Below are 25,697 nucleotides of genomic sequence, written 5' to 3'. Positions count from 1 at the left end.
TCCGCCGCGTAAAATCGCGCGGCCGGCGGTTAAATTATTTCCGAGGCATTGATAAATGCGGCGTAGAGTTCATCGTATGAACGGGTAACGGGAAACTGCGGAAATTCGTCGATCACGTTTTGCGGCGGACAAAACAGAATTCCGGCGTTCGCTGCGGCGAGCATGGTGGTGTCGTTATACGAATCGCCGGCAGCGATAACTTTAAAGTTCAGTTGATGAAATGCTTTTACGGCGGCACACTTATGATTCGGCATACGCAGATGATAGTTGATGATTCTTCCGGCGGCATTACTCTCAAGCCGGTGGCAAAAGAGTGTCGGATGACCAAGCTGGCGCATGAACGGCGCGGCGAATTCGTAGAATGTGTCAGACAGTATAACAACCTGGAATTTCTCACGGAGCTTGTTCAAGAAGTCATTCGCACCGGACATCGGTACCATGCCGGCGATCACATTTTGGATGTCGCCAAGTGTCAGATTGTGTTCGTCAAGAATTTTCAGCCGCTGCTGCATGAGTACATCGTAGTCCGGTATATCGCGCGTGGTGGCACGCAGCTCTTCAATTCCGGAGCGTTCCGCAACATTAATCCATATTTCCGGCACCAGTACTCCTTCTAAATCCAAACAGACAATCTGCATAACATCCCTTCACCTTAAAGCTATGTGAAACGCCTTAGTCTAAATTGTTATTTAATTATGGCAAAATAATTAAACGACCATTTTATCCTGAAAAGTGAACTGCGATTCCCAGCCAAACTCAAATTGAAAAAATAACGATTCCGTCCGGCAGAAATTCGGCAGTCAGTCTATAATATTTTGCCAGCCATTCAAATGTACGGCGGGAAAAAAAGCGGATGTGGGTGATGTCGCGAATATAAAACCATTCTTCAAACGATGTTGCGGTTTCATCATACAATTGCGTCATGATTCCGATTGTTCCATCAGGTTTCACCAGTCGGAGAAACTGCTCAAATTCGGCGCGCGGATTCCGGAAATGTTCAATTGTTTCCGAACAGGTCAGAAAATCATACTGCCGTTCAAAAACGGACGGATTGTTCATATAATACAAATCATAATTCTCACATTGGAACCCGCATTCTTCAAACAGTACGGACAAGCCCGGCTTCGGTCCGCAGCCGAAATCCAAACCAGCTGCGTCCGCCGGAATCCGCTCAATCATCGCTGTACACAATTTGTTTAAGAAATTTCGGTAACCGGCATCAGCTACCGAATTCCGGTGAAAATCATACCGTGTCTTTTCATCTTCCTGCGAAATCAGCTGTTCATCCGGCACAAAAATCAAAGCACACTGCGCGCAGTGTAAAAATAAACGCTGCTGTAATTCAGCAGACTCAGAACAATCATCATTTTTACACAGTGGACAATTCACGCCGGTATTTTCTGTTTTTTGCAGCGAATCGCAATTCAGAAGAAAAAATATATTTTGGCTCCGTGCAGATTGTTACGGAAAACTCCGGTATCGACAGATATTGAACCGCAGATCACACGGATGAACGCGGATTTCCATCAAAAGGCCGCAAAGGGAACGGAGAATTTTTTCTTTCCAGCCGTTTAGATCCACACACTCCGTGATCACATTCCATAAATTCTGTGCTGAGCTATAAAACCGGTGTTTTTGCCTTTACCATAAATCTGTCCAACCGGTTTATGTCACCACGGGTGACACAAATTCATCATCCTTGAAATTCAAAACAAAACTTTCGTTTCACAGGTGCGGAGGGTACATTCGCGTGCTTTATGGCATTGCTTAGTTTACAGAATCTTCATATCGCGTTCGGCGGACCGGCATTGCTGGATGGCGTGACACTGCAGATTGAGCCGGGCGAGCGGATTTGTCTGGTCGGGCGCAACGGCGAAGGAAAATCGACGCTGTTGAAAATTATCAGCGGTGAACTGGAGCCGGATTCCGGCGAGCGGATTTTTTCGCGCGCGCCGCGGATTGCCCGGCTGACGCAAAAGGTCCCGCAGAATATTTCCGGTACGGTGTACGATCTTGTTGCCGGCGGCTGGGATCGTGAACACGCGTCGGATCATCCGGTTGAAAAAGTTATTTCGCTGATGAATCTGGATACGGCGCAGGAATTTTCGTCGCTCTCCGGCGGGATGAAACGCCGCGCGCTGCTGGCAAAGGCGCTGGTGAATGAGCCGGAACTGCTGATTCTGGATGAGCCGACGAATCATCTGGATATTGACTCAATTCAGTGGCTGGAAAATTTTCTGCTGCGCTGGCGCGGCACACTGCTGTTCGTAACACATGACCGCGTGTTTTTGAAAAAACTGGCGACGCGTATCATCGAGCTGGATCGCGGAAAACTGACGAGCTGGAACTGTGATTATGAAACCTATTTAAAACGCCGCGAAGCATTGCTGGACGCCGAAGAGGTGCAACGGGCGCAGTTCGACCGCAAGCTGGCTCAGGAAGAAATCTGGATTCGCAAAGGTATTAAAGCGCGCCGGACGCGCAACGAAGGGCGCGTACGCGCGCTGGAAAAAATGCGCGTTGAACGCGCGCGGCGGCGCGAACGCACCGGCGCGGTAAAGATGCAACTGAACGAAGCGGAGCTGTCCGGACGGAAAGTGATTACGGCGAAGCATGTTTCCGCCGGTTATGACGGCAGCGATGTAATCAACGGGTTTTCCGTCGAAATTTTTCGCGGCGACCGGATTGGAATGATCGGTCCGAACGGCTGCGGTAAATCGACGCTATTGAATGTGCTGCTCGGTCAGCTTGCGCCGCGCGCCGGCGAGGTGATTCATGGAATAAAACTTGACGTGGCTTATTTCGACCAGCACCGGATGGCGCTGGATGAATCGAAAAGCGTGCGATGGAATCTGTGCGGCGATAATGAATCTGTGCAGACCGGTTCCGGCGCGCAGCATGTGATCGGTTATCTGCGGAATTTTCTTTTTTCTCCGGCGGACGCGAACCAGCCGGTGAGTACGCTGTCCGGCGGCGAGCGCAACCGGCTGATGCTGGCGAAACTGTTTGCGCAGCCGGCGAACGTACTGATGCTTGACGAACCGACGAATGATCTGGATGTTGAAACGCTGGATCTGCTTGAGGAACTGCTGGCGGATTATCAGGGAACGGTTCTGCTCGTCAGCCACGACCGCGAATTTATCAACAACGTGGTCACCGGAACGCTGGTTTTCGAAAACGGCGCGATCAATGAATACGTCGGCGGTTATGACGATTGGGTTGCGCAACGAAGTGCGGCCGTCAATCTGAAATCTGAAACCGCAAATCAACAATCCGTTGAGCCTGCCAGGGCGCGCACGCGCAAGCTGACGAATAAAGAGCGCGACGATCTGAAAAAACTGCCGGCGAAAATTGAAGTGCTCGAGGCGGAGCTGGAAGAGCTCCATCAAAAATTAAACGATCCGGAGTTTTACCGTTGTCCACCGGAAGAAATTAAAACCGTAACCGATCGCGCCGAAGCGGTTCCGGCGGAGCTGGAAGCTGCGTATGCGCGCTGGGAAGAATTGGAGTCGTTTGAAACCTGAAAGCTAAATCGGCAATCATCCATCTAAAATCGGAAGTGCAGCTATGTGGATTTATTTAGGATTGGTTTCAGCGCTTCTTCTCGGCAGCTACGATGTCTGCCAGAAGCACGCATTAAATAAAAATGCGGTTCTTCCGGTGCTGTTGTTTTCGGTCTGTACCGGCGCGGTGTTGATGCTGCTGATTTTTGCGCTGTCGCGGCTGGCGCCGGAGACGATGCAGCAGCATTGCTGTTATGTTCCGCCGGCGACGCGTTCGGAGCATCTGCATATTTTTTTCAAATCGTGTATTGTTTGCGTTTCGTGGGTATTGACTTATTTTTCCATGAAGCATCTTCCGATTTCAATAGCTGCTCCGATCCGCGCGTCGTCGCCGGTCTGGACGCTGCTTTGCGCCGTGCTGTTTTTCGGCGAGCGGCCGGACCCGGCGCAATGGACCGGGATGCTGGTTGTGTTTATTTCGTACTATATTTTTTCAGTGGCCGGACGGAAAGAGGGCGTGGTGTTTCATCGCAACGGCTGGGTGCTTTTGATTTTTACGGCGACGCTGATCGGCGCCGGCAGTGTGTTGTACGATAAATATCTTCTGCAGCAGTTGCGCTATACGCCGATGCTCGTGCAGTTCTGGTTTTCGGTGTATAATGCCATCCTCATCGCCGGCGTTGTCGCAATTGCCTGGTGGCCGCGCCGCGAAAAGCTGACGAAATTTCGATGGCGCTGGACGATTCCACTGATCGGGCTGTTTCTTCTTGTATCGGACTTTGCCTATTTTAACGCGATTCGTGAGCCGGACGCGCTGGCGTCGGTTCTTTCGGTGGTAAGACGGACCGGCGTGATTGTTTCGTTTACATCCGGCGCGCTGCTTTTCGGTGAGACGAACATCCGCCGGAAAATTATCGCGCTTGCCGGAATTCTCGCCGGCGTGATTTTGATCATCCTCTTTTGATGATTCTTTTCGAAACTTATTCTTAAAAAGAGGGCGCTGTCAGCCTCGAAGCGGAATTCGCAGTGCTGCATCAAAAATTAAACGATCCCGATTTTTACAGAAATGCGCCGGAAGAAATTAAAGCTGTTACCGGGTGCGCTGAAAAAATTCCGGTGCGACTTGAAGCCGCCTGCGCGCGGCGGGAAGAATTGACAGCACTGGACGCCGGCTGATTATAAAGGCGGCATCTGGTCAAATGCGATCAGGCGAGCAGCCTGTAATGCATTATTTTTTCTGCGGCTGTTTCTGCGTCGCCTCCTGCTGTTCAATGGTGGCGGTGTCTTTGCTGGATTTGATGAGTTTACTGAGACGGTCGACAGCAACTTGCACTTTAACCTTGTCACCTTTGAGCATATAGGCTTCGTAAAGACTCATCCAAACGTGCGGGTTGCGAGGTGTAATTTTTGCGGCGCACTCCATGGTTTCAATTCCGCGCGAGATCTGCCGCTGCAGCATCAGGCTGCGACCGAGCCCAATCAGTCCACCGGAATTTTTCGGATTGCCGGCGGTGATGGTTTTATAAATGACCTCCGCTTCCGCCGGACGGTTGAGCGCAAGATAGATTTCACCGGCACCGATCAGACGTGATGGATTAGCGGCTTTGACAAAGCCCTTATTTTTCCTGATATATTCCTGCCGTGAACGCTCGAGGATGGACAGTCCGTATTTCTGAATATCGGGATCATCAATGAGTGTTCTGTATTCATCCAGATCGCGGACAAGAATAACGGTAGAGCCGTCAAAATAGACAAGCTTCCATGTCCGGTCGGCGATGCGGCGCGTGACAAATGCGCCGGTACCGGGCCAGCAGGCGTTCAGTACGACGGCATGCGGATTCCATTCAGAGAGAATATAACGCCAGTCTTCCGGGATTCCGCGCAACGCACGGTTGAGCGTGAGCATAAATTCTTCGCCGTAAAATGAAAAACGGGTGTCGCAGAAAATTTTGCGCGCCGGATTTTCCATGGCAAGATATCCGCCGTCATGGGCGATGTTGATAATACGCGCCGGGAAATCGTTACGCTCCAGAATTCCGGAAACTGCATCCGGGAATACATCTTTCTGTACGCTCAGTCCGAATGCGGATGCACTGCTTGTTCCGGCATACGCACGGTTGGTAATGAGCGCGCTGAGTGATATGAGAATCAGAATACCGGCAAGGCCGGCGAGTATTGCGGTGGATAGAGTAATTTTAGCTTTTGAAACAGACGGGAACGACCGGACGATAAATTCACCAATAGCGCTCAAACTGAGAATCAGAAACGGAAATGCAAGAAATGCAAACAGGTGAATAGATGCCGGCGACAGCACAGTGAGAAATGCGCCGAACAGGGCGATGATGGTGAGCAGAAACGGCAGACGTCTTTTCTGTGTGATCAGTCCGCCGGCGCCAAGCACGAGTGCAAAGCGCACAAGATTGTTGACACTGGAAACTGAAAAATATCCGCTAAACAGTGAAATCCATTCCTGATTTTCGTTGCGCAGCAGTGAGAGCCCATTGGAAATGATGTGCGTGTGCAGGTTGATCAAATTCGGATTAACGAGTGTGGCAAACAGCGCGGCAACGGTTAAACCCAGCAGGTGCAGGGTAAGCGGTGTCATGAGCGATGCCGAGCGCGCTGTTTTGCGGGAATCCTGCCAGTTTTCAATTCCAAAGAGCAAAACCAGCACCGGTCCAAACAGGAACGACGGATGCAGATTGGTCCAGAGCACCTGCAGAACAAGAATGCTGACGGCGAGTACAATGAAATTCCGGACGCGATAAAGCAGCGTGATAAACAACGCCGTGAAAAGCATAAAGAAAACATACGGTCCCGGCGTAAAGAGCGGCAGCAGCAGCCTGGCACAGAGCAGCAGCGCCAGCGCCTGCGCCACCGGACCGCCCCACTCTCTGCCGAAGCGGTACATCAGAATGAATGCCGCCAGTACAATCAGAACGTGAACGATCACGATCATCCCGGCGCCGCCCATGTTCCAAAGCGCATAAACGAATGAATTGTAGAGCGGTGTCATATTGATCCACGATTGATCCGCCATCGTATAGGAAAGAAGATCCGCGGCGGCATTACCGGCCTGTCCGAGTGCAATATGAGTGAAAATCCCAGGCGCGCTGATTGTCCGGATACCGGTGAATGCCAGCAGGATGAATCCGAGTACAACCAGAATCTGACCGAATGTCTTTTTATTCGCCATACACCAAACTCCCTCGTTAAACATGAACAAAAGTTTACCGGAATGGGTGCCTTTGACAAGAAGTATATCAAGCAGGAATAAGAAAAGAATGAATTAATACGGCAGTGCCGGAGAAACCCGGACAGTTTTATTATTACCGGAATATTTGTATATTTTAACTCACCGGGAGTCCGCTATTTACCCAAAAAGATCCATCTGGGCGCCGGGATCTTTTTTCCGGCGTGTCGTACGGCGGGCAATTTTCGGCGCGCCGCCGTCTTGTTCAAATTCACCGTCTTCCAGGTTTTTTAGAATCTCTGCGGCGCGCTCCAGCACCGCCGGCGGAAGTCCGGCGAGGCGCGCGACATGAATTCCGTAACTTTTATCCGCTGCGCCGGGCACGATTTTACGCAGGAATGTAATCCGGTCGCCGTGTTCTTTCACGAGCACGTTGGCGTTCTGCACGCCGGGCATCGTCAGGCTCAAATCGGTAAGTTCATGATAATGCGTGGCAAAAAGCGTTTTCGCGCGCACCGCCGGATGGGTGCAGAGAAATTCGGCGACCGACCACGCAATGCTGATGCCGTCGAAGGTACTCGTGCCGCGCCCGATTTCATCTAGCACGATCAGACTTTTGGGCGTGGCGTTATTCAGAATATTCGCCGTCTCCTGCATCTCGACCATGAATGTACTGCGTCCGCGCGCCAGATCATCGCTCGCGCCGACGCGCGTAAACACGCGGTCAACCAGACCGATATGTGCTTCGCCCGCCGGCACAAACGAACCGATATGCGCCATAATCGTGATGAGTGCAACCTGCCGGATATAGGTTGATTTTCCCGCCATGTTCGGGCCGGTGATGACGATCAATTGATGGTCGGTACAATTCAAATTCGTATCGTTCGGCACAAAACGCTCTGCGTCGGGCATTTGCTCAACGACAGCGTGACGTCCGTCGCGAATAATCAGTGTATCGCTTTCATCCATCACCGGGCGAACGTAACGGCGCGCCAGCGCGGTCGCGGCGAATGATGCCAGGATATCAACTTCGGCGACGGTACGCGCATTGCGCTGGATTTCGGCGATGTGCTGCACAACCTCTGTTCTGATGTTTGAAAAGAGTTCGAACTCCAGCGCTTCGGCGCGCTCCTGCGCGCCGAGAATTTTATTTTCGTATTCTTTCAGCTCCGGCGTGATAAACCGTTCCGCGTTCACCATCGTCTGCTTGCGGAGATAATTTTCCGGCACCATCGACAAGTTGCTTTTCGTGATTTCAATAAAATAGCCGAACACCTGGTTGAAGCGGACTTTCAGCGATTTAATTCCGGTGCGCTCCTGTTCCGCCGCCTGAAATTCGGCGAGCCACTGCTTGCCTTTACCGGCAGCGTCGCGCAGTTCGTCGAGCTCCGGCGAAAAGCCGCGCCGGATCATCCCGCCCTCCTTCACTGAAACCGGCGGCTCGTCGTCGATCGCATCAAAAATGGATTTTTCCAGCGCCGGGAATTCGGTAATCGATTCAACCAGCAAATTCAACCGGCCGGAACCGGCGAGCTGCTGCTTCAGTGCCGGCAGCTGCGCCAGCGATTCACCGACCGCGCGCAAATCGCGCGCGTTGCCGCCGCCGGAGCCGAGCCGCGACATCATCCGTTCCAGATCGCGCATGTCGCCGAGCAGTTCGCGTACGCCGGAAAGCAGAATCCGGTCTTTTGTGAATGCTTCTACTGCATCGTGCCGCGCGCGAATTGCATTCAGGTCGCGCAGCGGACGTACAATCCAGTCGCGCAGCATCCGTGCGCCCATCGCCGTTTTGGTTGTATCGAGTACTGACAGCAGCGTTGACTTCGGACCCTGCCGTGCCGGATTGAGCGGCGTAACCAGTTCAAGGTTCATCGCCGTCGTTTCATCGAGCAGCACATAATCATCCGGATTTTTCACCTGCACGCGCCGGACGTGCGCCAGGTTCCGGCGCAGTTCGGTTGCAACGTAATACAGCACCGCGCCGGCGGCGCGCAAACCGGCGGCGCAGTGTTCGCAACCGAACCCTTTTAACGAATGAATGTTAAAATGACGCAATAGAAAATCTTCAGCGCAGTCGGTTGAAAACGTCCAGTCTTCGCACACTGTTTTTAATGTGCGCCCGGCGATCCAATCAAATTCAGGATCATCCGCTGATGCTTCGGCGACGATGCACTCCTGCGGCGCATAACGCGACAGATTTCCGGCGAGCGCGCCGGCGCTTGAAAACTCTTCAATCCAGAATTCACCGGTCGATAAATCCAGCATCGCCATGCCGAACCGCGCGCCGTCCTTCACTACGCCGGCGAGATAATTGTTTTTTGCGCGGTCGAGCGCCTTTTCATCCAGCACCGTGCCCGGCGTCACCACGCGCGTCACCTCGCGCCGGACAATCCCTTTCACAGCCGCCGGATCTTCAACCTGCTCGCAAACCGCCACTTTTTTGCCGGCGTCAATCAGCTGCGACAGATAATTCTCAGCGGAATGATAAGGCACGCCGCACATCGGCATATCATGCCGCTTGGTCAGAGTAATATCCAGAATGCGCGCCGCTTCAATCGCATCCTCAAAAAACATCTCATAAAAATCGCCAAGCCGGAAAAACAGCAGCGTATTTTCCGGCAGCTCCCGCCGGATCCGCATATACTGCTCCATCATCGGTGTGGTTTTGGCGCCTTTTGACATATCTGTATATTCTACATGAAAAATGGAATAATAAAATCTGGCATCAAAGATGTTTGGGCACAAGCAGAAAGCATTTTGGTGAACAGGCTTTGGTTCGAAACGGTAGATTGTAAAAGCCGGTGTCCGGTTGGAACCGGACACCGGCTTTGGGCGGAAATCCGGTTTTACGTAAAGCTGTATCCGCATCCGGGTTGAGTATCAATCAGGCGCAACCGGCATTACACTCCTGCAGATTTAAAAAGGAATAAACATGAACTGGAAAAAAATTACCGGATTGGCAATCACCGGCGTTTTGAGTATGCCGTATCTGATGCAGGCGGAAATGAAATCAGCGCCGGAGCGGTTTGCACCGTTCATTGAAAATCGGCAGCTGCCGGGAATTGTGGTAATTGCGGCGGATGCTGATAACATTCTGGCGGTGGACGCCGCCGGTTTTGCGGATATTGAACATAAAATTTCGATGAAAACGGATTCGCTGTTCTGGGTGGCATCGGAAACAAAAACGCTGATCGCCGGCGCGCTGATGCTGCTGCGGGACGAAGATAAAGTTCAAATTGACGATCCGGTGGAAAAATTTCTGCCGGAATTTAAAAATATGCCGGTTGCGGTAAAAAAAGAAGACGGTTCGTACGAAAAAAAACCGGCGGCGCGGGCAATTACAATTAAAGATCTGCTCACACACGTTTCGGGAATTTCCGGCAGTCAGGCGATGGCGTATAAACCGCTGCGGGAAATCGTCGCCGGCTATGCAGAAATACCGCTCGAATCCGAACCCGGCGCGGTGTTTAAATACAGCAATCCCGGCATCAATACGGTCGGCGCAATTATCGAAGTAATTTCCGGAGAACCGCTCGGTGAATTTATGCAGTGCCGGATTTTTGATCCGCTCGGCATGAAAAATACCACGTTCTGGCCGACGCCGGCACAGCTTCAACATCTTGCAAAAACCTATCAGCTTCCGAACGAAAAAACCGGCAATCAATTCAAGGTGATTTCCTATTATCATTTTGAAGGCGATATTTCCGACCGCTCCCGCCCGCCGTTTCCCGGCGGCGGACTTTTTTCGACCGGCGAAGATATCATTTATTATTATCAAATGCTGCTGAACGGCGGCGAATTTAACGGCCGCCGGATTTTATCCGCTGCTGCCGTAAAAGAGATGACCGCGCGGCAGGATCCGACCGGCATTTCCGACCGCGGCCTCGCACTGGTTATCGGCAACAGCGGCGAATTCCGGCACAGCGGCGCATACGGAACTGAAACCATCGGCTGGCCGGCGAAAAATTTAATTACCGGAATTAAAGTGCAGATTCAGGGCGGCTGGCCGGAAAAAGCCGCCGTACGCGCTGAATATTTTAAATGGGTCGATGATGTGGTGAAAAATCAACACCGGTAAAAAATCTGTTATTTTTTCCAGCGGCGTGGTTTGCTTTCTGGATGATCACGGCGGAAAAATGGGAAAAACTGCGTGCGCGGATGACGGCGCTCGGAATCCGCGCAGAGGATTTGAGCGAGCAGTTTATTTGCGGCTCCGGCAAAGGCGGGCAGAAAATTAATAAAACCTCGTCGTGCGTGCAGCTCCGGCACGCGCCGTCCGGCATTGAAATAAAATGTCAGCAGTCGCGCCTGCAGGCGTCTAACCGATTTTCCGCGCGCCGTGAACTGTGTGATAAACTCGAAGAAAAAATGACCGGGATCAAAAGTGCGAAACAGCAGGAGCGCGAAAAAATCCGGCGGCAGAAACGCCGGCGTTCGCGCCGTGCTAAAGAAAAAATGCTGGAAAATAAACACCGGCAGTCCGAAAAAAAAGAACTCCGCCGGCGAATTATTTAACCGCGGATAACACAGATATAAACAGATTAATAAACTACGATTAAAATAAAGAGAATTTCCCAACTCTGAACTGTGAACTATGGCCATTTTAAAAACATCCGTTTATATCCGCGTAATCCGCGGTTGTAATTAAAAAACAGAATGGAAAAGAAACTCCAGACACTCGCAACCATTTTCCGGCAGCTTGAAAAAACTGCCGTGGCTTTTTCCGGCGGAACGGACAGCACACTGCTGCTCGCTGCTGCCGTAAAATTCCTCGGCGTCGAACACGTGCTCGCTGTCACCGCCGTTTCCGCTACATTCACTGGCGACGAATGTTGCGATGCAACAAATTTTGCAGCGCAGTTCGGCGTTGAACATGTGTTGATTGAAACGCACGAATTCGCCGACAAAAATTTTACGGCGAACGGCGCCGACCGCTGTTATCACTGTAAAAAAATCCGTTTCACCGAACTGATTGAATTTGCCGGCGCGCGCGGTTTTGCGTGGGTTGTGGAAGGCAGCAATGTGGATGACGATTTGGATTACCGCCCCGGCGCACGAGCGGTGGCGGAACTGAGTGCAGTGTGCAGTCCGTTAAAAGAAGCAGGTTTCACTAAAGCGGAAATCCGCGAACTGTCGCGGCGGTGGAATCTACCGACCGCCGAAAAACCGGCGGCGGCGTGTCTGGCATCACGCATCGAATACGGACTGGAATTAACACCGGCGCGCTTGAAGCAGATTGAAGACGCCGAAAAATTTATCCGCCGGTTTGATACCGGGCAGCTGCGCGTCAGGCATCACGGTAACCGCGCGCGGATTGAAGTTAAACATCCGGTGGCGCTCGCGCCGGTGGAAAATGAAATCAGAAAAAAATTAACTGCACTTGGATTTGATGCGGTGGAAATCGATCCTTCCGGCTATCGAATGGGAAACATGAATGAGAAATTAAACCACTAATCTTCACTGATCGACATTACTAATTAGTGATTCGAAGAAGGGCTTTGCGAATGCAAAGCAGCGAAGCGGCAAAATCAGTGTGATTCGGAGCGAAACGAAGAAAGGCTCCGCGGATACGAAGCAATGAAATGGCAATGAGCGGTTAAAAAATTATGAAAAAGTCAGAGAGCGTTTTAAATTTTGCGAAGATTGATTTAGATCGACCGGCGCGGCGCGGTTTTCCGGAAGCCATTTTCTGCGCCGGTAAAACACCGGAGCAGGTTGCACGGATTGTGGAAAAAATGGATTCCGGCGATGAAAACATTCTCGCCACGCGCGCCGCGCTGGAACATTTTACGGCGGTGCAGCAACTGGTTCCGGCGGCGGAATATCACGAAGCTGCGCGACTGATTATTGTCCGCAAAAAAGAAATTCCAGCGGATCCGGACCGTTTTATTTTAGTTTTAACCGCCGGCACGAGCGATATCCCGGCGGCGGAAGAAGCGGCGCTGACCGCCGAACTTATGGGGCACCGCATTGAGCGGATTTTTGATGTCGGAGTCGCCGGAATTCACCGGCTGTTTGCACAGGAAGAGAAAATCCGCTCAGCAAATGTAATTATCGTTGCTGCCGGAATGGAAGGTGCGCTGGCGAGTGTGGTCGGCGGACTCGTTGCAAAACCGGTGATTGCACTGCCAACCAGTGTCGGTTACGGTGCAAGCTTTGAAGGACTCGCCGCACTGCTCGGCATGCTCAACAGTTGCGCCGACGGTGTAGCGGTCGTGAATATTGATAACGGGTTCGGCGCCGGGCGGCTCGCCGGAATGATGAACAGCATGAGATAGGAATACGGAAATACGTTTATCAGCGTGCTGTTAAATGCCGGCCTGCCGGGAAATGTGTTGTGCGAAATGATCAGCAGTCTGCCGGCACACGGTTATCATCTGAAATTTGAGCGCGTGGTTGAAAACGGATTTGCGACGGCCTCTTTTGATATTGGAACTCGAACACCATCATCGCGAACATCGCGATCTGGATATTATTATTCGGATTATTAACGTTGCAAAACTGAGCGCCGTTGTGAAAGAAAAAAGCATTGCAGCATTCATCAAGCCCGCCGAAGCAGAAACAAAAGTTCACGGGACAACGGTTAACAAAATTTATTTTTATGACGTCGGCGCAGTGGCTGTAATTGTTGATCGCGTCGGAACAGTATTTGGCCTGAAATGCCCGACATCAAAACATGGCTCAACTCCTGCCCGCGTAAAATATTAAATTAGGGGCTGTAGTAGATAAGCACTAAATATCAGCCCACTCCTTAAGTGTTTTCAATTGTTGCTTAGGGCTTCCGCAATTGAATCTGAACTCGCATTCCTTGAGGAATAGCGGGCACGACTCTTTCGGAATTCCATTGTATTTTCTCAGCACACGCTTGGCCTGATTCCAAAAGTTCTCAATGCCATTGATGCGGTTCTTGCCCTTTGCAAATAGCGCCGAGTGATTGATCCTTTCATGGTAAAAATCACTCACGTCCAAGGCATTGCAGCTTCGATAACAATCGGTATACACCAGGCTGTCTGGCGCTGTTTTCCTGGAGATCAATGGCATCAGCGTTTCCGTCCTGGTGTCCTTCACGATCTTGGTGTAGACCTTGCCACCGCGTTTTAAGATGCCAAAGACAGCGACCTTGCCAGCAGCTCCTCGACCGCGCTTACCCTTGCGGACACCACCGAAACAACTCTCATCCAATTCAACCGCTCCATCGAACACTTCATGTTCTTTTTGCTCAAGGTGATGCGCAATCACCTCACGCAGTTTGCGGTAAAACAGGGCCGCACTGTTGGGCTGTATTCCCAGTAAATCCGCTGCCGATCGGGCTGTCACTTCCAGAACAAAATAGTCGAGCAGTCTTAACTGCTGTTTTCTTAATAACTTACAACGAGTTATCTTCATTCGACAAGCTTAGCATTCAAGCTTATCTACTACAGCCCCTTAAATTTTGAAACCGCTGCAGAACGGTTCCATAGAAAGCAGCAGCATGAATCAAAAAACTCCAACCGGACACTTAGAGCATTTTAAATTAAAAAAAGCCGCAAAAATCGCAAAATAATTATGGGCCGAATGATTGATAAACCACGCATGAACACGCATGCAGCACTTCATTGCCTTTTTGCAAAAAAATCCGTGTATTCGGTGTGTTTGCCGTTTTCACCGCCCGCCTTTGGCGAGCCTTTGTCGCTTTCGCTGCTTTCTTTCAGAAAGCCGCTCTTCAAGTCTTCACTTCGTTTCGAATCGTGATTTTAACATTTGCGTTCATCTGCGTCATCTGCGGATTTCCCAAGGCAGGTAAGGATGCCTGCGGTGCATTACACCTTTGTTTATTTTGCGGCTAAATTTTTCTGAATACGCTCTAAACGTTCAAGCAGCAGCCAATTTTGCGTGTATCCGGCAGCGTTCCGATGAAAGGAATGGCACACCCGCCACACGTTTTCCGCCGGCATGCTCTGAGTCGATGGGCAGTAACGCCAAGATTTTCTTTTCCCGAACCACTGGTAGCGACGGTTGTGCCGGGTGTTGGAGTCCGCATGCAGCCGATGAGTCTACTTCGCAGGCTGTACCGTTTCAGAAATGGCTTGTATCACACGCGTTCTGTTCCATGCCGGTGTTCCTTTCCTTTGTTTTCGGTGAATGAAGAAAGGTTCATTCTGGCATGGAATTTCTCCGCCTCCAACCGGACACTTGGGTTTACAATCTACCGGTTTTTTTTAATTAAAAAAAAGTTTATTTTCCTCTTGACGTACAGGATAAAAAGGACAATATCGTTGGCTTTTCAATAGAGAAATTACGAACGAACCCGTAGGGGTGAACCCTACAGTCCGGAGTGAAAAGGAATACGATAATGAAAACAACACATAGCAGGCATATTCAAAGATTACTGATCGCTGCCGTGCTGACGGCGGGCGGATTCTGTGCACATGCGGAACAGACCGACAACTATCTGTTTTACGCCAAAGAAGGGGTGACGATCGGGTATCACAACATTGAGGGAAATATTATTGTAAACCAGGGTCCGTTGCAGATGCCCCAATGGGCGGAGACGTTTAAATCAGGTACGCTCTATCTGAACGAGGGCGCTTATCTGGCGAATCCTCTGAACTATTATACTGTGGGAAATGGACGGGTGGTTACAAATGCCGGCCTTACGGTGCCTTACACCGAACTGCCGGTGATTCCATTTGCGAATAATTTTGCCACCGTGATTCCTTCGGTTACGCTCGGCTGGCAGTATCAGGCAAATCCGTATCTGATTGATTCAGATACTCATATTCAACAGTTGACCGCATCCTCCAGCACCAGAATGGAGGTACAGGCAGCTCCGGGAACAGTCGTAAAAGTCAGGATTGATACATTCAGTTTCCAAGAGTTTACAATTAACGTTACCGGCGGCGGCAGTGCCTGGTTTTTCATCACGGATATCACTTCCGGTTCAAGAGGCATCACGATTAACGGGGGTGGAAGCAGTGATCAGGCCGTTGTTTATTTCGGCGAAAGCACCGAGCCGGCGACGATCGTGAATGGCGCTGTTTCCGGAGTGATTTACTCTCCGTCAGCCAGAGCTGTAAAATTAACCGGTTCCCGGATTCTTGGAATCTATGATGGTGAAGAGCTGCAGTATACCGGAACGCTTTATGCCCGCGGCAATGTCACATTAGAAACACACGGGATTTTCCTCGGCGGAATTTGTGCTCCCGAGTCCCCGGTGTCTTTCGCCGGCGGCGGGCTGGATTTCAGAGGAAGAGTTTTTGCGCGTACAATCAATGTCACTGCCTTAGGATCCGGCAAATTCGCTGATGTGGCCGGGTTCGGTACCGGCGGTCTGTTCCCGGAAAATCCGGAACTTGACCTGCCGGCCGAGTATGAATGGTACACCAATGCGCTGGATCAGATTGTCATTACAAAATATCTCGGCACCAATACGTCTGTCTCCGTTCCGGATGAAATTAACGGACTGCCGGTGTGTGCGATAGACAGCGGGGCATTTGCCGGCGGAAATATTTCCGCGGCGGTGACGGATGTTCATCTGCCGAGCGGCCTGCTTTCGATTGGAACCGGTGTGTTCAGCAATCTGACAACACTGACGGCCGTAACATTTGCAGAGCCCGTTGAACTCGAATCAATCGGAGATTATGCGTTCTACGGCAGCACGGGGCTGCAGAATTTTGCAATTCCGGACGGCGTCCAGAGCATCGGACAGTCCGCATTTGAAAACAGCGGATTAAGCGGCCGCCTGACGCTCCCGGCAAGTGTTACCGAAATCGGCGCCGATGCATTTTTAAACAACAATGATATTACCTACGTGTTGTTCAGAGGCAATGCGCCTGCCGGCATCGGAGAGGTTATGGATAGCTGTAAAACCATCTATTACCTGCCGGGAGCATCCGGCTGGGATGATTTTGTGGATACTCAGCGTCATCCGGAAGCTATGACAGTTCTGCTGACGGCAAAAATTATCCCCGACAGTCTCGGAGGCGCCGGCGACGGCACGTTCTACTTTGATGTGACCGGATCAGACGTCACCACCTCTCCGTCTGGACGACCGGGACTGATGGCGTGCGATGATGAGTTCCCCGATTTCAGGGCGGTTGTCAGCTACAAGGAAACGCTAAACGACACGGAATGGACGTTGCTGCAGACTGTGGATGTTCTCTACTCCTTCGGCTACGGCGAGTTCGACGATCCGGATGCTGTCGCGAAACCGCACCGGTTCTATAAAGTCGAATATCTTGAGCTGCTGTAAGCAGGCACGGATATTTTGAATCGAAGGACAGCGGGCAGCCGCTGTCCTTTTTTTATGGTTTTTTCGATAGCAGCGCCCGGATTTTTTGCACCGGTTGACTTATAATTTATGCTGCCGGTGCAACAAAACTGAAATCGGAAATTTACCGGTGATACCGGTTGCATGAACTGGAATGTTTATCTTTATCGTTCTGATGGATCTTGCGCCTGAGCAGAAAATTCAGCGCGGCCAAACTGCCGGATTGCTAGAGCATTTTAAATTCATGTATAGCCGCAAAAACGCGCAAAAATCACCAAATAATTATGGACCGAACTGATTGATAAACCGCAGAGCGCACTGAGAATTTTTCAACTCTCAACTGTACACAGAAAACCCTGAACACGGAACGCGGCGAGGGCGCCGCGTCTACTACTCTGCCGCTCTGCTAATCCCTCTTCTGCAAAACTTCCGTGTGTTTTGTGTATCCCGTGGTTTAAACATCTGCGCTTATCTGCGTCATCTGCGGATCAATTTTTATTTTTTGTGTTTTTTGTGGCTATAATTTTTCTGAATACGCTCTAAAAGCGTAATCTGTTCCATTGCAAGTTATTTGAGCCGGCTAAAACAGCCCTTTATCCTGCTTCTGTTTTCAGAATTTTTCCCGTTTATTTCTTTGTCTATTTCTATAAATAACAGTTTCTTTTTTTAATACGGTGTGGCAGTGTCCCCGTTGCGTTCGCCGAAAAAGGCGTTGTATCGGTTCATAAACCCGGTGTCGTGGGTTGGAATTGGTTGTTTAGATTATGACACAGTAAGAAGGAAATGACGGATGGATATCTATGTAGGAAATCTGCCGTATGCCGCGACAGACCCTGATCTTCAGGAACTGTTTGAGCAGCATGGCAAGGTCGCTTCGGCGCGTGTGATTCTCGACCGTATGTCGGGACGCTCCAAAGGATTCGGTTTTGTTGAAATGCCGGAACAGAGCGAAGGCAAGGCCGCAATCGATGCATTGAACGGCGCTGATTTTATGGGCCGTTCGATTCGCGTAAATGAATCGCAACCAAAACCGCAGGGCGAACGCCGCAGCGGTGGCGGAGGGCGCGGCTTCGGCGGCGGCGGACGTGACCGCGGTGAACGCAGCGAACGCTGGTAAACACCGGCAGCTCTCGCACAAGCGGAAACGGCGCACTTCGGTGCGCCGTTTTTGTTTACCGCAAGTGGTGCGGATAAACAAAACTGAGCGCTTTTGAAAGCGGCGGAATGATAAACCGGAACGGCGAATAAAACAGTCGCAGCCGTCCAAGTGCAAGCAGCATCTCGATGGAGGAATGTACAACACGGATTTTTGACCCGGCAATATCATGCCATTCCGTCGGAATTTCACAGATTCGCGCACCGGCGCGTTTCGCCTGAAACAGCATGTCCACATCAAACGCCCAGCTTGTCACGCCGAGCTGATCGATCGTTAAAAAAATAATCTCGCGCCGGAAAAGTTTTGCACCGCACTGCGTATCGTGAAGTTTGAGTCCAAATAAAATGCGTACCGTAAAATTAAAACAGCGCGACGCAAACCGGCGCGACAGCGGTTGTTGCGGACTGACGACCGATCCTTTCATCCAGCGCGAAGCAATCACGCAGTCGCATGATTCAATGTGGTTTACCAGGTCGTCAAAAGCCGCCGGCGGCGTGGCGCCGTCGGCGTCAACAAATCCGATGAATTCCCCGACGGCGGCACGCGAGCCAAGCATCACCGCTCCGCCTTTGCCGATACGCTCTTTTTCGTCGATTACGCGGATGACTGGAAACCGCACTGCAAATTCACGCGCGATATCCGCCGTGCGGTCGGAAGAAAAATTAGACACTACGATCAGCTCTGCATCACCGGGATATTTTTCAGAAAAATATTGTCCATAGGCCTCCAGCATCGGCGGCAGCCGCTGTTCTTCATTGTGTGCCGGTATAACGATGGATAATTTCATTTTTTATTTAACCGCCCGCGAATATCACGAATTTTTACGAATAAGAAAGGGCTGGGTTCGTGATATTCGTGGGAAAAATTTTGATGATTTTCATTTTCTCTCATAAATTTTGAGCGTGGTATGCGCCTGTCCGAAATTTTCAATTTCTTCAACCGTGTCGTAATTCACTTCCAGTGCGACCTGCAGTGTGCGCCGGATTTCCGGCGGCAGTTCGGCAATTTCCGGCGATGCAATGGAGAGTCCGTAACCGCTGAACGCAGCAACCGGCGCGGCGGCTTCGAGCAGAATTTCTATCAGCATTTCAGTGTTGAGCAGGTTCAGCTTTTCGGCGCGCCGGCGCGGCAGCTCCGGATAGTAACAGAACGGTCCCATTTCCATGCCATGCGGAACCGTTGCACCGGTTTCAACCGCGAGATAGATGTCCTGCGTTAACAGCAGTTGAGTCCCGGCGAGCTTTTCACGGAGTTGATTTCCGGCGCGCCGCAGTGTTATTAAATCCGGCGTCTCTTTAAACTTCCACCAGATGCGATCGCGGCCGCTGACCAGCCACTCCTGATTTACCGGCGACGAACATGCCGCGGCGGCATTCACCAGCAGAAGCAGCGCCAGCGTACGCAGCAGATATTTTTCGGGGCAGAACGGCAGCAGAGTTGCGGCCAGCGCGGCAGCGAGCAGCGGAAAAATGATCACCTGATAATCGTCATACGGGAACGGCGCCGCGAAATGAACCAATGTAACCGCCGCGCCGGAAATCCAGAGCAGCGAAATAAAACTGTGCGTGAACGGAGTTTCTTTCTGATAGGCCTGCTTGATCATATCCGTTACACGCGGCATTTGATTTGCGCCGAGCTTTTCAAGCTCGCGCCGGCGCGGCGACTGGTTCTGAAAAAAGAAGGTCAGCATGACGCCGCCGGCAAAAACAAAATAGGCCTGCACGAAACGTGAAATGAATCCGGCCTTTAGTGCAAGCAGCGGCATCAGTCCGCCGGGCGACCGGCCGGCGTGATAACCGAACAGCGCAAAGTGCGTATTTTCCGGCGCGAGCAGAAAAAATATTCCCAGCCCGGCGAGCAGCATCAGTCCGCCGCCGCTGCCGAACGCAGCCCACGATCCTGCAGCGATTTTCCGGCGGTTTAAAATCAGCCAGATTCCGGCGACCGGCAGCAATATTCCGGCGGAGAGCCGTGTACACGCTGCCAGTGCCAGCAGGATGCCGGAGAAAAATGCCGCCACAATCCCGCGCCGCGCTGCCGCATAGCTCAGCACCGCAAAACCGGCGGTAATAAAAAACGCGCAGAGCGCATACGTTTTAACAATTGTCGAAAAATAACTCTGATATACATTCACACCGGTGAGTATAAACGCACACAGCGCCGCCGCGTGCCGGCGGGTTGAAACGGCACGCGCTGCCAGCCACGCGGCACAGCCGGCGGCGGCAAGCCCGAACAGCGCTGTGATCAAACGTCCGCCGGCAACGCCAAGCAGATGAATGACCGGTGTGAAAATTCCGTACACCGCCGGCAGTGCCGGACCCTGTGTGAACATAAAATCGCGGTACAGCACCCGGCCTTCACTCACCAATCGTGCGGCATACAGATACCAGCCCTCGTCCTGATTCAGATTGCCAAGAAAAAGATTTGCCGCGCTCAGCAGCAGACTCAGCACCACCGCCATAATCGTCAAAGAAATCCACCAGCCCCTCTTCATATCTGACGAATATAATTGGAAACCGGGAAGATTGAAATAATGGAATGATAGAAAATTAGGTGCGCTGTCCTCATCGCGTCTCATACAAATAAATCGTTTGCAGCAGAAAAGAAAAACACCGGCGCAGACGCTTTGCCCCGGAACGCACCGGAAAAATACAATGCGGCCGGCGGCGCATTTTGAACGTGCGCGGAGCGCCCGTTCCACCATTTGTTAGAGCATTTTCTGTTTAATTTGCCGCACCGGAACCGCGGTCAACGCCCGCGGCTACAATTTGTTTGCAGGCGCGGCCGACCTATCCGCCGAAATTTTAATGAAAATGGATGGGTGTGAAAAACCCTGCACGCAGAGACGCGAAGAAAAAAGAGGTTTTACCGTCAGGACGCCAAAGAAAATTTTTCGGCGGGAATGAACTCATGCAAGCTGTTCTCATTATCCTGTTCAGCAATTTTGATTTTCTTTCCCCGTGAAAAAGAGGATAACAGCGGTATGAAAATTATTGTCTGGCTAACCATTCTGGTTTCATTGCTGTGCGCCGGTTGCGCAACAACGACGTATGATGACGGCATGCCGCGCGAACACTCCGATATGCCGTGGAATACACCTGCCGGCTGGGAAGGCAGTATCGGTGTTCCGGGATTCAGCGATTACCGTTAAAACATACCGGCAGTTTCATCTGCCGGTATCACAGCTACATAACAGATATTCCAGCATCATTTTTTGCGGTTCAACGGAAAACGGGATCGCCGGTGATCCATCGTCGACCTATTTTTTCAACGAAATAAACAAAACATCACGCGCCGGCAATACGCCTCTGAAAGGCTGTTCGATGCTGCTGTTGCCGGCTCTTTTTGTAACGGCATTGCGATCCGGCCGCGCGCCCGCCGGAGTCCTTCCTCTTCATACGGGATCTCGTTCGGTGGGCGCCGGAATGTTCCTTGTTAACCTACCCGGGTTATGCCTTTTGCGCGCCGCCATAAAAACAGTCCGGCAATACCGGAAATCAGCAGAAATACACTCGCCGGTTCAGGAACAGCGAGGCCGGTGGTTGATGCAATCCAACCCCATTCGTTGTTAAGTGCCACACCGCCGCCGATGTCACCAAACCGGCCGCCGTAGCCTTCCGTGAAGGTATTCACCCCGACCAGCGCATTTCCGGCCAGCAGTGAGCCGCCTGAATCTCCGGGACCGATGATGGTTTCCAGATCATTACCCAGTCCATCACCTGTATCCGGATCATCAAAATCATAACGGAACAGGATGCCGGAGCCGGATATTTCAAAAGAATCAATCACATTGAATCCGAAACGCCGGTCGGTCAGCAAGGCGCCGGTAGTGTAACCGTAGCTGCCGTAGCCCGAACGTCCGTACCCAACCAGTGTCGCGGTCGTATTCAGTGTCAGTGAGTTGCCGAGGATTGGAAAAAGCAGTTCCGGCAGCGGATCGGCGAAATAAAGCAGACAAAGATCGTGCTGGATGGAGGGATTGGAAAAACCGGTGAAATCCGGATGAATAAAAAAACTGCTGACCGCATAACTGCCGAAACCCGGCAGATAAAAATTCACCGCCAGTCCGTCATCCACCTGTCCATCATCGTTAAAATCCGCATTGTGCGCGGCGGTCAGCACCCAGTTCGGAGACAAAGCTGTACCGGAACCGTGATAACTGTACCCGTCCGCAAAAATCTCCAATGCGCCGGTGAAGCTGTACAGCCCGTTAGCGTCCAGCCGGCTGGAAGGGCTGTCGGCGGGCAGATTGAACTCTCCGCCGGCAAGAATCGCATGCGCTGTGAACCGGCACCCGGAGACCAGTGCGAAAATTAAAAACTTTTGTAAAAAATTCAGATTCATGGCGCAACTAAATCTGTTTTTCAGCCAGTTCGCCAAACTTAGTTGCTGAAAAAATCCGGAGATCTCTCCTCTTTTTTCTCTTCGGAATACCGGTGGGTCCGGGTCACTCTGCGCGACGAATACACCGGAAGCCAATATTTGAATAACCATATCTCGCATAGGGCGTCCATTCGCGGCAGGAAACACGACAGTCATACGCAAAGTAGTAGCCTCCGCGGACTGCAGGTTCTGTGCCGCTGCTACGCGGATCAACCACAGGGACCACCGTGTACGGATACCTGCTGTTCCTACTGCACTTATCCGTGCACATTTCGCGAACATTGCCGGCCATGTCGTAAAGTCCGTAGCGGTTCGGCGCAAGAAGTCCAACCGGCAGGGTTGGCGGTTCTGAACCGACAGCGGAAGGGTGATTTCCCCCCGAAGGGCTCACATCGTACGGGTATGAATTGGCACCATTCCAGTGGTTTGTCACGACATAATAACACGCCTGACTGTGACTGATGGTATTCCCGTTGGGAAAGCGCCGGCCATTCAATCCCCCTCTGGCCGCCCGCTCCCACTCCGCCTCGGTGGGCAGGCGATATCCATTCCTGTCGAAATTACAAGTCACAGTCGCTGAACCGGTACGGAAGACCGTGGACGTCCCATAAGCAGTATAACAGGGGTTCAGCCCCTCTTTCTCGCTGCGGGCATTGCACCACTTCACCGCATCATACCAACTGATGAGAGTAACCGGATGGTTGTTTCCATTCCCGCTGCCGTCCGGAAGATCTGTATAATCGCCCCAGGTTGCTCCCCAGGCGCGTATCGAATCCCACAACCCTTTTGTCACTTCATACTTATCACAAAAATAAGCGCGGCTGATGGTCACATCATGCACCGGCAGTTCGTTAAGCTCGCCCTCATTGAAGAAATCTCCCATTTTGAAAGTTCCGGCAGGAATACGCACCATACCGGCCGGTGCCGGACCGGTGCTGCCATCGGCAATAATTCCAAGTGCCGCTGATGCCGAATTGGTGGAGTGTCCGGCTGAGGTGATGCGGACATGATACTCACCATCATGCTGGTCGCACACTTTATTCAGGATTAGCTGTTTTGCCGTTTGTCCGGGAATCGGTATCCCGTTAAAGCACCACTGGTAGGAGGGATTCACTCCGCCTACGGTATCAACTGAAAAAACAACCATGTCTCCAAGTTTGGCATTTTGCGACACAGGGTCCCGGATAATTGAAAGGGGTATGTCTGAAAGCGAATACTTTCCACCCCACTCCTGTGTAAAGAGCCGGAAGGGAGAGAGACTCGGCAGCGTGTCATCTTCAAGACCAATCACTGTAAGTCCGGCATTGATATCGGCGTAAGCTCCCAGCAGCCACTCCGCTTCGGTTAATTCATAATTCACTGCTGTTGCTGAGCCGGAGAGTGTGAGGCGAGGGTCGGTATTGAAATAAATTCCTGCAGCTCCGTATACCATTGCCTGAATCTGCGGTACCAGCGAAACGGTGGATGAGAACTCCCCGTCAACCGTAAAAGTTGGCGGTACTGCATCGAACGGTTCCAATTTAAACCACCTTTCCCAGACAGCGGCCGGTTCGGCAGTTCGCCCATAACGTCCGGCGATGCCCAAATCGGCTTTTTGCCGAAACCCTACTCTCCACTCAGCCGCCGCTTTTAAGTTCAGGTCTGCTTTTGCAGTAATAGTGGATTTGATTTCGACGCCAACCGGCACAACACCCACCGCTGTCCAAACCCACTGACTATGCTGCCACAATTCACGCTCAAAGCTGTTTTTATAGGTACTGGTTGTTTTTGGGACGGCACACAAGAACACTCGATATCTCCCGACAGCTGAGCCTCAAAACGCTGTACGGTCTTGCCTTCAGTATGCAGTGCAATTTTCAGCTTCGGGGTGAACAAAAATTTTCCTTCTGATAGAGTAAGCTTTATCGGACCATCAGAATATAGCGTTGTATTGCTAAAATCAGCGCCGGCTGTCGGGAGCTGCAACGTAGCATCCAGCGCCAAAGCCCTCACCAGATTCCCCTCTGTGTCCATATCAAGCAGCACGGCATCATCAGAAATAGAAAAAGAGCCGGAAACAATCAAATCCGGTAAACCGACATCGGCGGTGTGAAGGGTCAGGTTTTTTTCACCCGGGTCATTGCTTAAAGCGGTGATCCGGCGATAGAAAATCTCACTGACATGTTTGGGCGCAAGGTTGGCCAGCAACTGTCCGGCAGCAAAAGCCGGCGCGCTGTCACCTGTATAGGCTAATACGATGGTGTTAGTGGTAACCGTCGAGATTTCCCATTCCTGACCGGAATTCGACATACGAACCGGGCCGCCGAACCGTGCGGCAAGTACCGAGGCCATCCCGGAAAGCCGCTGACCTGATCGTTGTGCATCGGGGGAGCCGAAAACAAAGATATTCTCCGCCTCCTCGCTCTCCTGTTCCAGTTCAAACTGCCACATGTAGTTGGTGGAATTACCCAGCGTATCGCTGACCGCCAGTGCCACATCTACCGTTTCGCCATATCCGCCCAGCGCTGTATTGCCGCCCAGATCGACTACGAGAGAGTTGGTGCTCCAGTACATTTGAGAGGAATTAACAGAAAATGTTCCATGTGTCCCCAGTGTCAAATTGATGGAGCCGGCGTCAATGGCAGTTGCGTCCTGCAGGGTCACCTTAATAGAGGAAAACCGTCGTACGCCAAACGAGCCGTCGGCGGGAATCCGGGATACAATTTCCGGCGGCTGTTCATCCAAAACCAGAACGCGAAAGAACCCTTTTCTCGAATTCTGCAGTTCAAGCATATGCTGCTGTGCCAGCGAACCGGCGACGGCAGGGAAACCGTCCACTACCGACCAATCAGCCAGATTGGTGGAAAATTGCAGTTCATAGCGGATGCCCGGATCCGTCGACCAAAGCAGTTCCCGCTGAGTCGAACTGGCCTCGCCCGGAAGCAGCAGAAGTCTGGGACGCAACTGGCCTGTCGCCGTAAAACTGAACATTAAACACGGAAGAAACCACCGCAACACCTTTTTCATATATCCCCTTCTTTTTTATACAGCTTTCATAGACCCCATAAGCCCGGGGTAATTATTCCACCTCCTGCTGGAATCAGCCTGAGCTTCACATTCATGACAATCAGGACGGCTCATTCATCCGGCGAAAAATCCCGCAGCATTTTACTGCTACGTCCGGACGATGTTTAGCTAAAAAATATTTAACCGAAATTAGCGGCAGTGTCAATA

At 51.6% G+C, this 25,697-nt stretch carries 21 protein-coding genes; 11 read left to right on the top strand and 10 right to left on the bottom strand.

The annotated features are described in order from the left end of the window. Positions 1 to 29: 29 nt before the first annotated feature. Together thrH and WC959_04825 are read right to left on the bottom strand one after the other, a co-directional pair. Entirely contained in the window at positions 30 to 638 is a 609-nt protein-coding gene (gene thrH / locus WC959_04830) for a bifunctional phosphoserine phosphatase/homoserine phosphotransferase ThrH (protein MFA5688455.1), read from the bottom strand. Between the two features lie 118 nt (positions 639 to 756). Next, a complete protein-coding gene (locus WC959_04825) occupies positions 757 to 1,293 on the bottom strand; it encodes a class I SAM-dependent methyltransferase (protein ID MFA5688454.1) in 537 nt (178 codons plus the stop codon). 464 nt (positions 1,294 to 1,757) lie between these two features. Between WC959_04825 and WC959_04820 the strand changes: the two genes are divergently transcribed. The 3 genes from WC959_04820 to WC959_04810 all read left to right on the top strand — a co-directional run bounded on the left by WC959_04820 (position 1,758) and on the right by WC959_04810 (position 4,679). Further along, the gene (locus WC959_04820) at positions 1,758 to 3,524 is read left to right on the top strand and encodes an ATP-binding cassette domain-containing protein (GenBank protein MFA5688453.1); all 1,767 of its coding nucleotides are present in this window, start codon (positions 1,758 to 1,760) and stop codon (positions 3,522 to 3,524) included. Between the two features lie 43 nt (positions 3,525 to 3,567). Further along, positions 3,568 to 4,467 carry a DMT family transporter gene (locus WC959_04815; protein MFA5688452.1) on the top strand — a complete coding sequence of 300 codons (900 nt, stop codon included), beginning with the start codon at positions 3,568 to 3,570 and terminating at the stop codon, positions 4,465 to 4,467. A gap of 62 nt (positions 4,468 to 4,529) precedes the next feature. Then, positions 4,530 to 4,679, top strand: coding sequence for a hypothetical protein (locus WC959_04810; GenBank protein MFA5688451.1), 150 nt, complete (start codon positions 4,530 to 4,532; stop codon positions 4,677 to 4,679). A 52-nt stretch (positions 4,680 to 4,731) separates the two neighbouring features. Here the strand turns inward: WC959_04810 and WC959_04805 are convergent, their stop codons facing one another. Both WC959_04805 and mutS read right to left on the bottom strand, forming a co-directional pair. Further along, positions 4,732 to 6,699 (bottom strand): hypothetical protein, encoded by a 1,968-nt coding sequence (locus tag WC959_04805; GenBank protein MFA5688450.1) that lies wholly within the window; start codon positions 6,697 to 6,699, stop codon positions 4,732 to 4,734. 177 nt (positions 6,700 to 6,876) lie between these two features. Continuing rightward, positions 6,877 to 9,378, bottom strand: coding sequence for a DNA mismatch repair protein MutS (mutS, locus tag WC959_04800; protein ID MFA5688449.1), 2,502 nt, complete (start codon positions 9,376 to 9,378; stop codon positions 6,877 to 6,879). Positions 9,379 to 9,628: 250 nt separating this feature from the next. On the opposite strand from mutS, the gene WC959_04795 reads away from it, so the two are divergent. The 5 genes from WC959_04795 to larC all read left to right on the top strand — a co-directional run bounded on the left by WC959_04795 (position 9,629) and on the right by larC (position 13,404). Then, entirely contained in the window at positions 9,629 to 10,774 is a 1,146-nt protein-coding gene (locus WC959_04795) for a serine hydrolase domain-containing protein (protein MFA5688448.1), read from the top strand. 41 nt (positions 10,775 to 10,815) lie between these two features. Then, a complete protein-coding gene (locus WC959_04790; GenBank protein MFA5688447.1) occupies positions 10,816 to 11,211 on the top strand; it encodes a peptide chain release factor-like protein in 396 nt (131 codons plus the stop codon). A gap of 141 nt (positions 11,212 to 11,352) precedes the next feature. After that, positions 11,353 to 12,150 carry an ATP-dependent sacrificial sulfur transferase LarE gene (gene larE, locus WC959_04785; protein MFA5688446.1) on the top strand — a complete coding sequence of 266 codons (798 nt, stop codon included), beginning with the start codon at positions 11,353 to 11,355 and terminating at the stop codon, positions 12,148 to 12,150. Between the two features lie 152 nt (positions 12,151 to 12,302). Then, a complete protein-coding gene (larB, locus tag WC959_04780) occupies positions 12,303 to 12,974 on the top strand; it encodes a nickel pincer cofactor biosynthesis protein LarB (GenBank protein ID MFA5688445.1) in 672 nt (223 codons plus the stop codon). Positions 12,975 to 13,119: 145 nt separating this feature from the next. Beyond that, positions 13,120 to 13,404 (top strand): nickel insertion protein, encoded by a 285-nt coding sequence (gene larC, locus WC959_04775; GenBank protein MFA5688444.1) that lies wholly within the window; start codon positions 13,120 to 13,122, stop codon positions 13,402 to 13,404. 24 nt (positions 13,405 to 13,428) lie between these two features. On the opposite strand, the gene WC959_04770 is transcribed toward larC, so the two are convergent. Further along, positions 13,429 to 14,082, bottom strand: a complete 654-nt coding sequence (locus WC959_04770; GenBank protein ID MFA5688443.1) for an IS1595 family transposase — start codon at positions 14,080 to 14,082, stop codon at positions 13,429 to 13,431. 946 nt (positions 14,083 to 15,028) lie between these two features. On the opposite strand from WC959_04770, the gene WC959_04765 reads away from it, so the two are divergent. Then, positions 15,029 to 16,927: a leucine-rich repeat domain-containing protein gene (locus WC959_04765; GenBank protein ID MFA5688442.1), complete on the top strand. Its 1,899-nt coding sequence runs from the start codon at positions 15,029 to 15,031 to the stop codon at positions 16,925 to 16,927. Between the two features lie 808 nt (positions 16,928 to 17,735). After that, a complete protein-coding gene (locus tag WC959_04760; GenBank protein ID MFA5688441.1) occupies positions 17,736 to 18,062 on the top strand; it encodes an RNA-binding protein in 327 nt (108 codons plus the stop codon). 55 nt (positions 18,063 to 18,117) lie between these two features. Here WC959_04760 and WC959_04755 read toward each other — a convergent pair whose 3' ends face one another. Then, positions 18,118 to 18,888 carry a dolichyl-phosphate beta-glucosyltransferase gene (locus WC959_04755; protein ID MFA5688440.1) on the bottom strand — a complete coding sequence of 257 codons (771 nt, stop codon included), beginning with the start codon at positions 18,886 to 18,888 and terminating at the stop codon, positions 18,118 to 18,120. Positions 18,889 to 18,978: 90 nt separating this feature from the next. Then, a complete protein-coding gene (locus tag WC959_04750) occupies positions 18,979 to 20,679 on the bottom strand; it encodes a hypothetical protein (protein ID MFA5688439.1) in 1,701 nt (566 codons plus the stop codon). 405 nt (positions 20,680 to 21,084) lie between these two features. Here WC959_04750 and WC959_04745 point away from each other — a divergent pair, with 405 nt between their 5' ends. Next, positions 21,085 to 21,252: a hypothetical protein gene (locus tag WC959_04745; GenBank protein ID MFA5688438.1), complete on the top strand. Its 168-nt coding sequence runs from the start codon at positions 21,085 to 21,087 to the stop codon at positions 21,250 to 21,252. Positions 21,253 to 21,536: 284 nt separating this feature from the next. On the opposite strand, the gene WC959_04740 is transcribed toward WC959_04745, so the two are convergent. The 3 genes from WC959_04740 to WC959_04730 form a co-directional block, all read right to left on the bottom strand. Beyond that, positions 21,537 to 22,445 (bottom strand): PEP-CTERM sorting domain-containing protein, encoded by a 909-nt coding sequence (locus tag WC959_04740; GenBank protein ID MFA5688437.1) that lies wholly within the window; start codon positions 22,443 to 22,445, stop codon positions 21,537 to 21,539. 103 nt (positions 22,446 to 22,548) lie between these two features. Then, complete coding sequence (locus WC959_04735) at positions 22,549 to 24,171, bottom strand: SUMF1/EgtB/PvdO family nonheme iron enzyme (GenBank protein ID MFA5688436.1); 1,623 nt, start codon at positions 24,169 to 24,171, stop codon at positions 22,549 to 22,551. Further along, a complete protein-coding gene (locus WC959_04730; GenBank protein ID MFA5688435.1) occupies positions 24,120 to 25,490 on the bottom strand; it encodes an Ig-like domain-containing protein in 1,371 nt (456 codons plus the stop codon). The genes WC959_04735 and WC959_04730 overlap by 52 nt, the downstream gene beginning before the upstream one ends. Positions 25,491 to 25,697: the final 207 nt, after the last annotated feature.

It is taken from the genome of Kiritimatiellales bacterium, assembly GCA_041656295.1.
GTDB lineage: Bacteria > Verrucomicrobiota > Kiritimatiellia > Kiritimatiellales > Tichowtungiaceae > Tichowtungia.
This window is presented reverse-complemented; position numbering and strand designations above follow the sequence as displayed.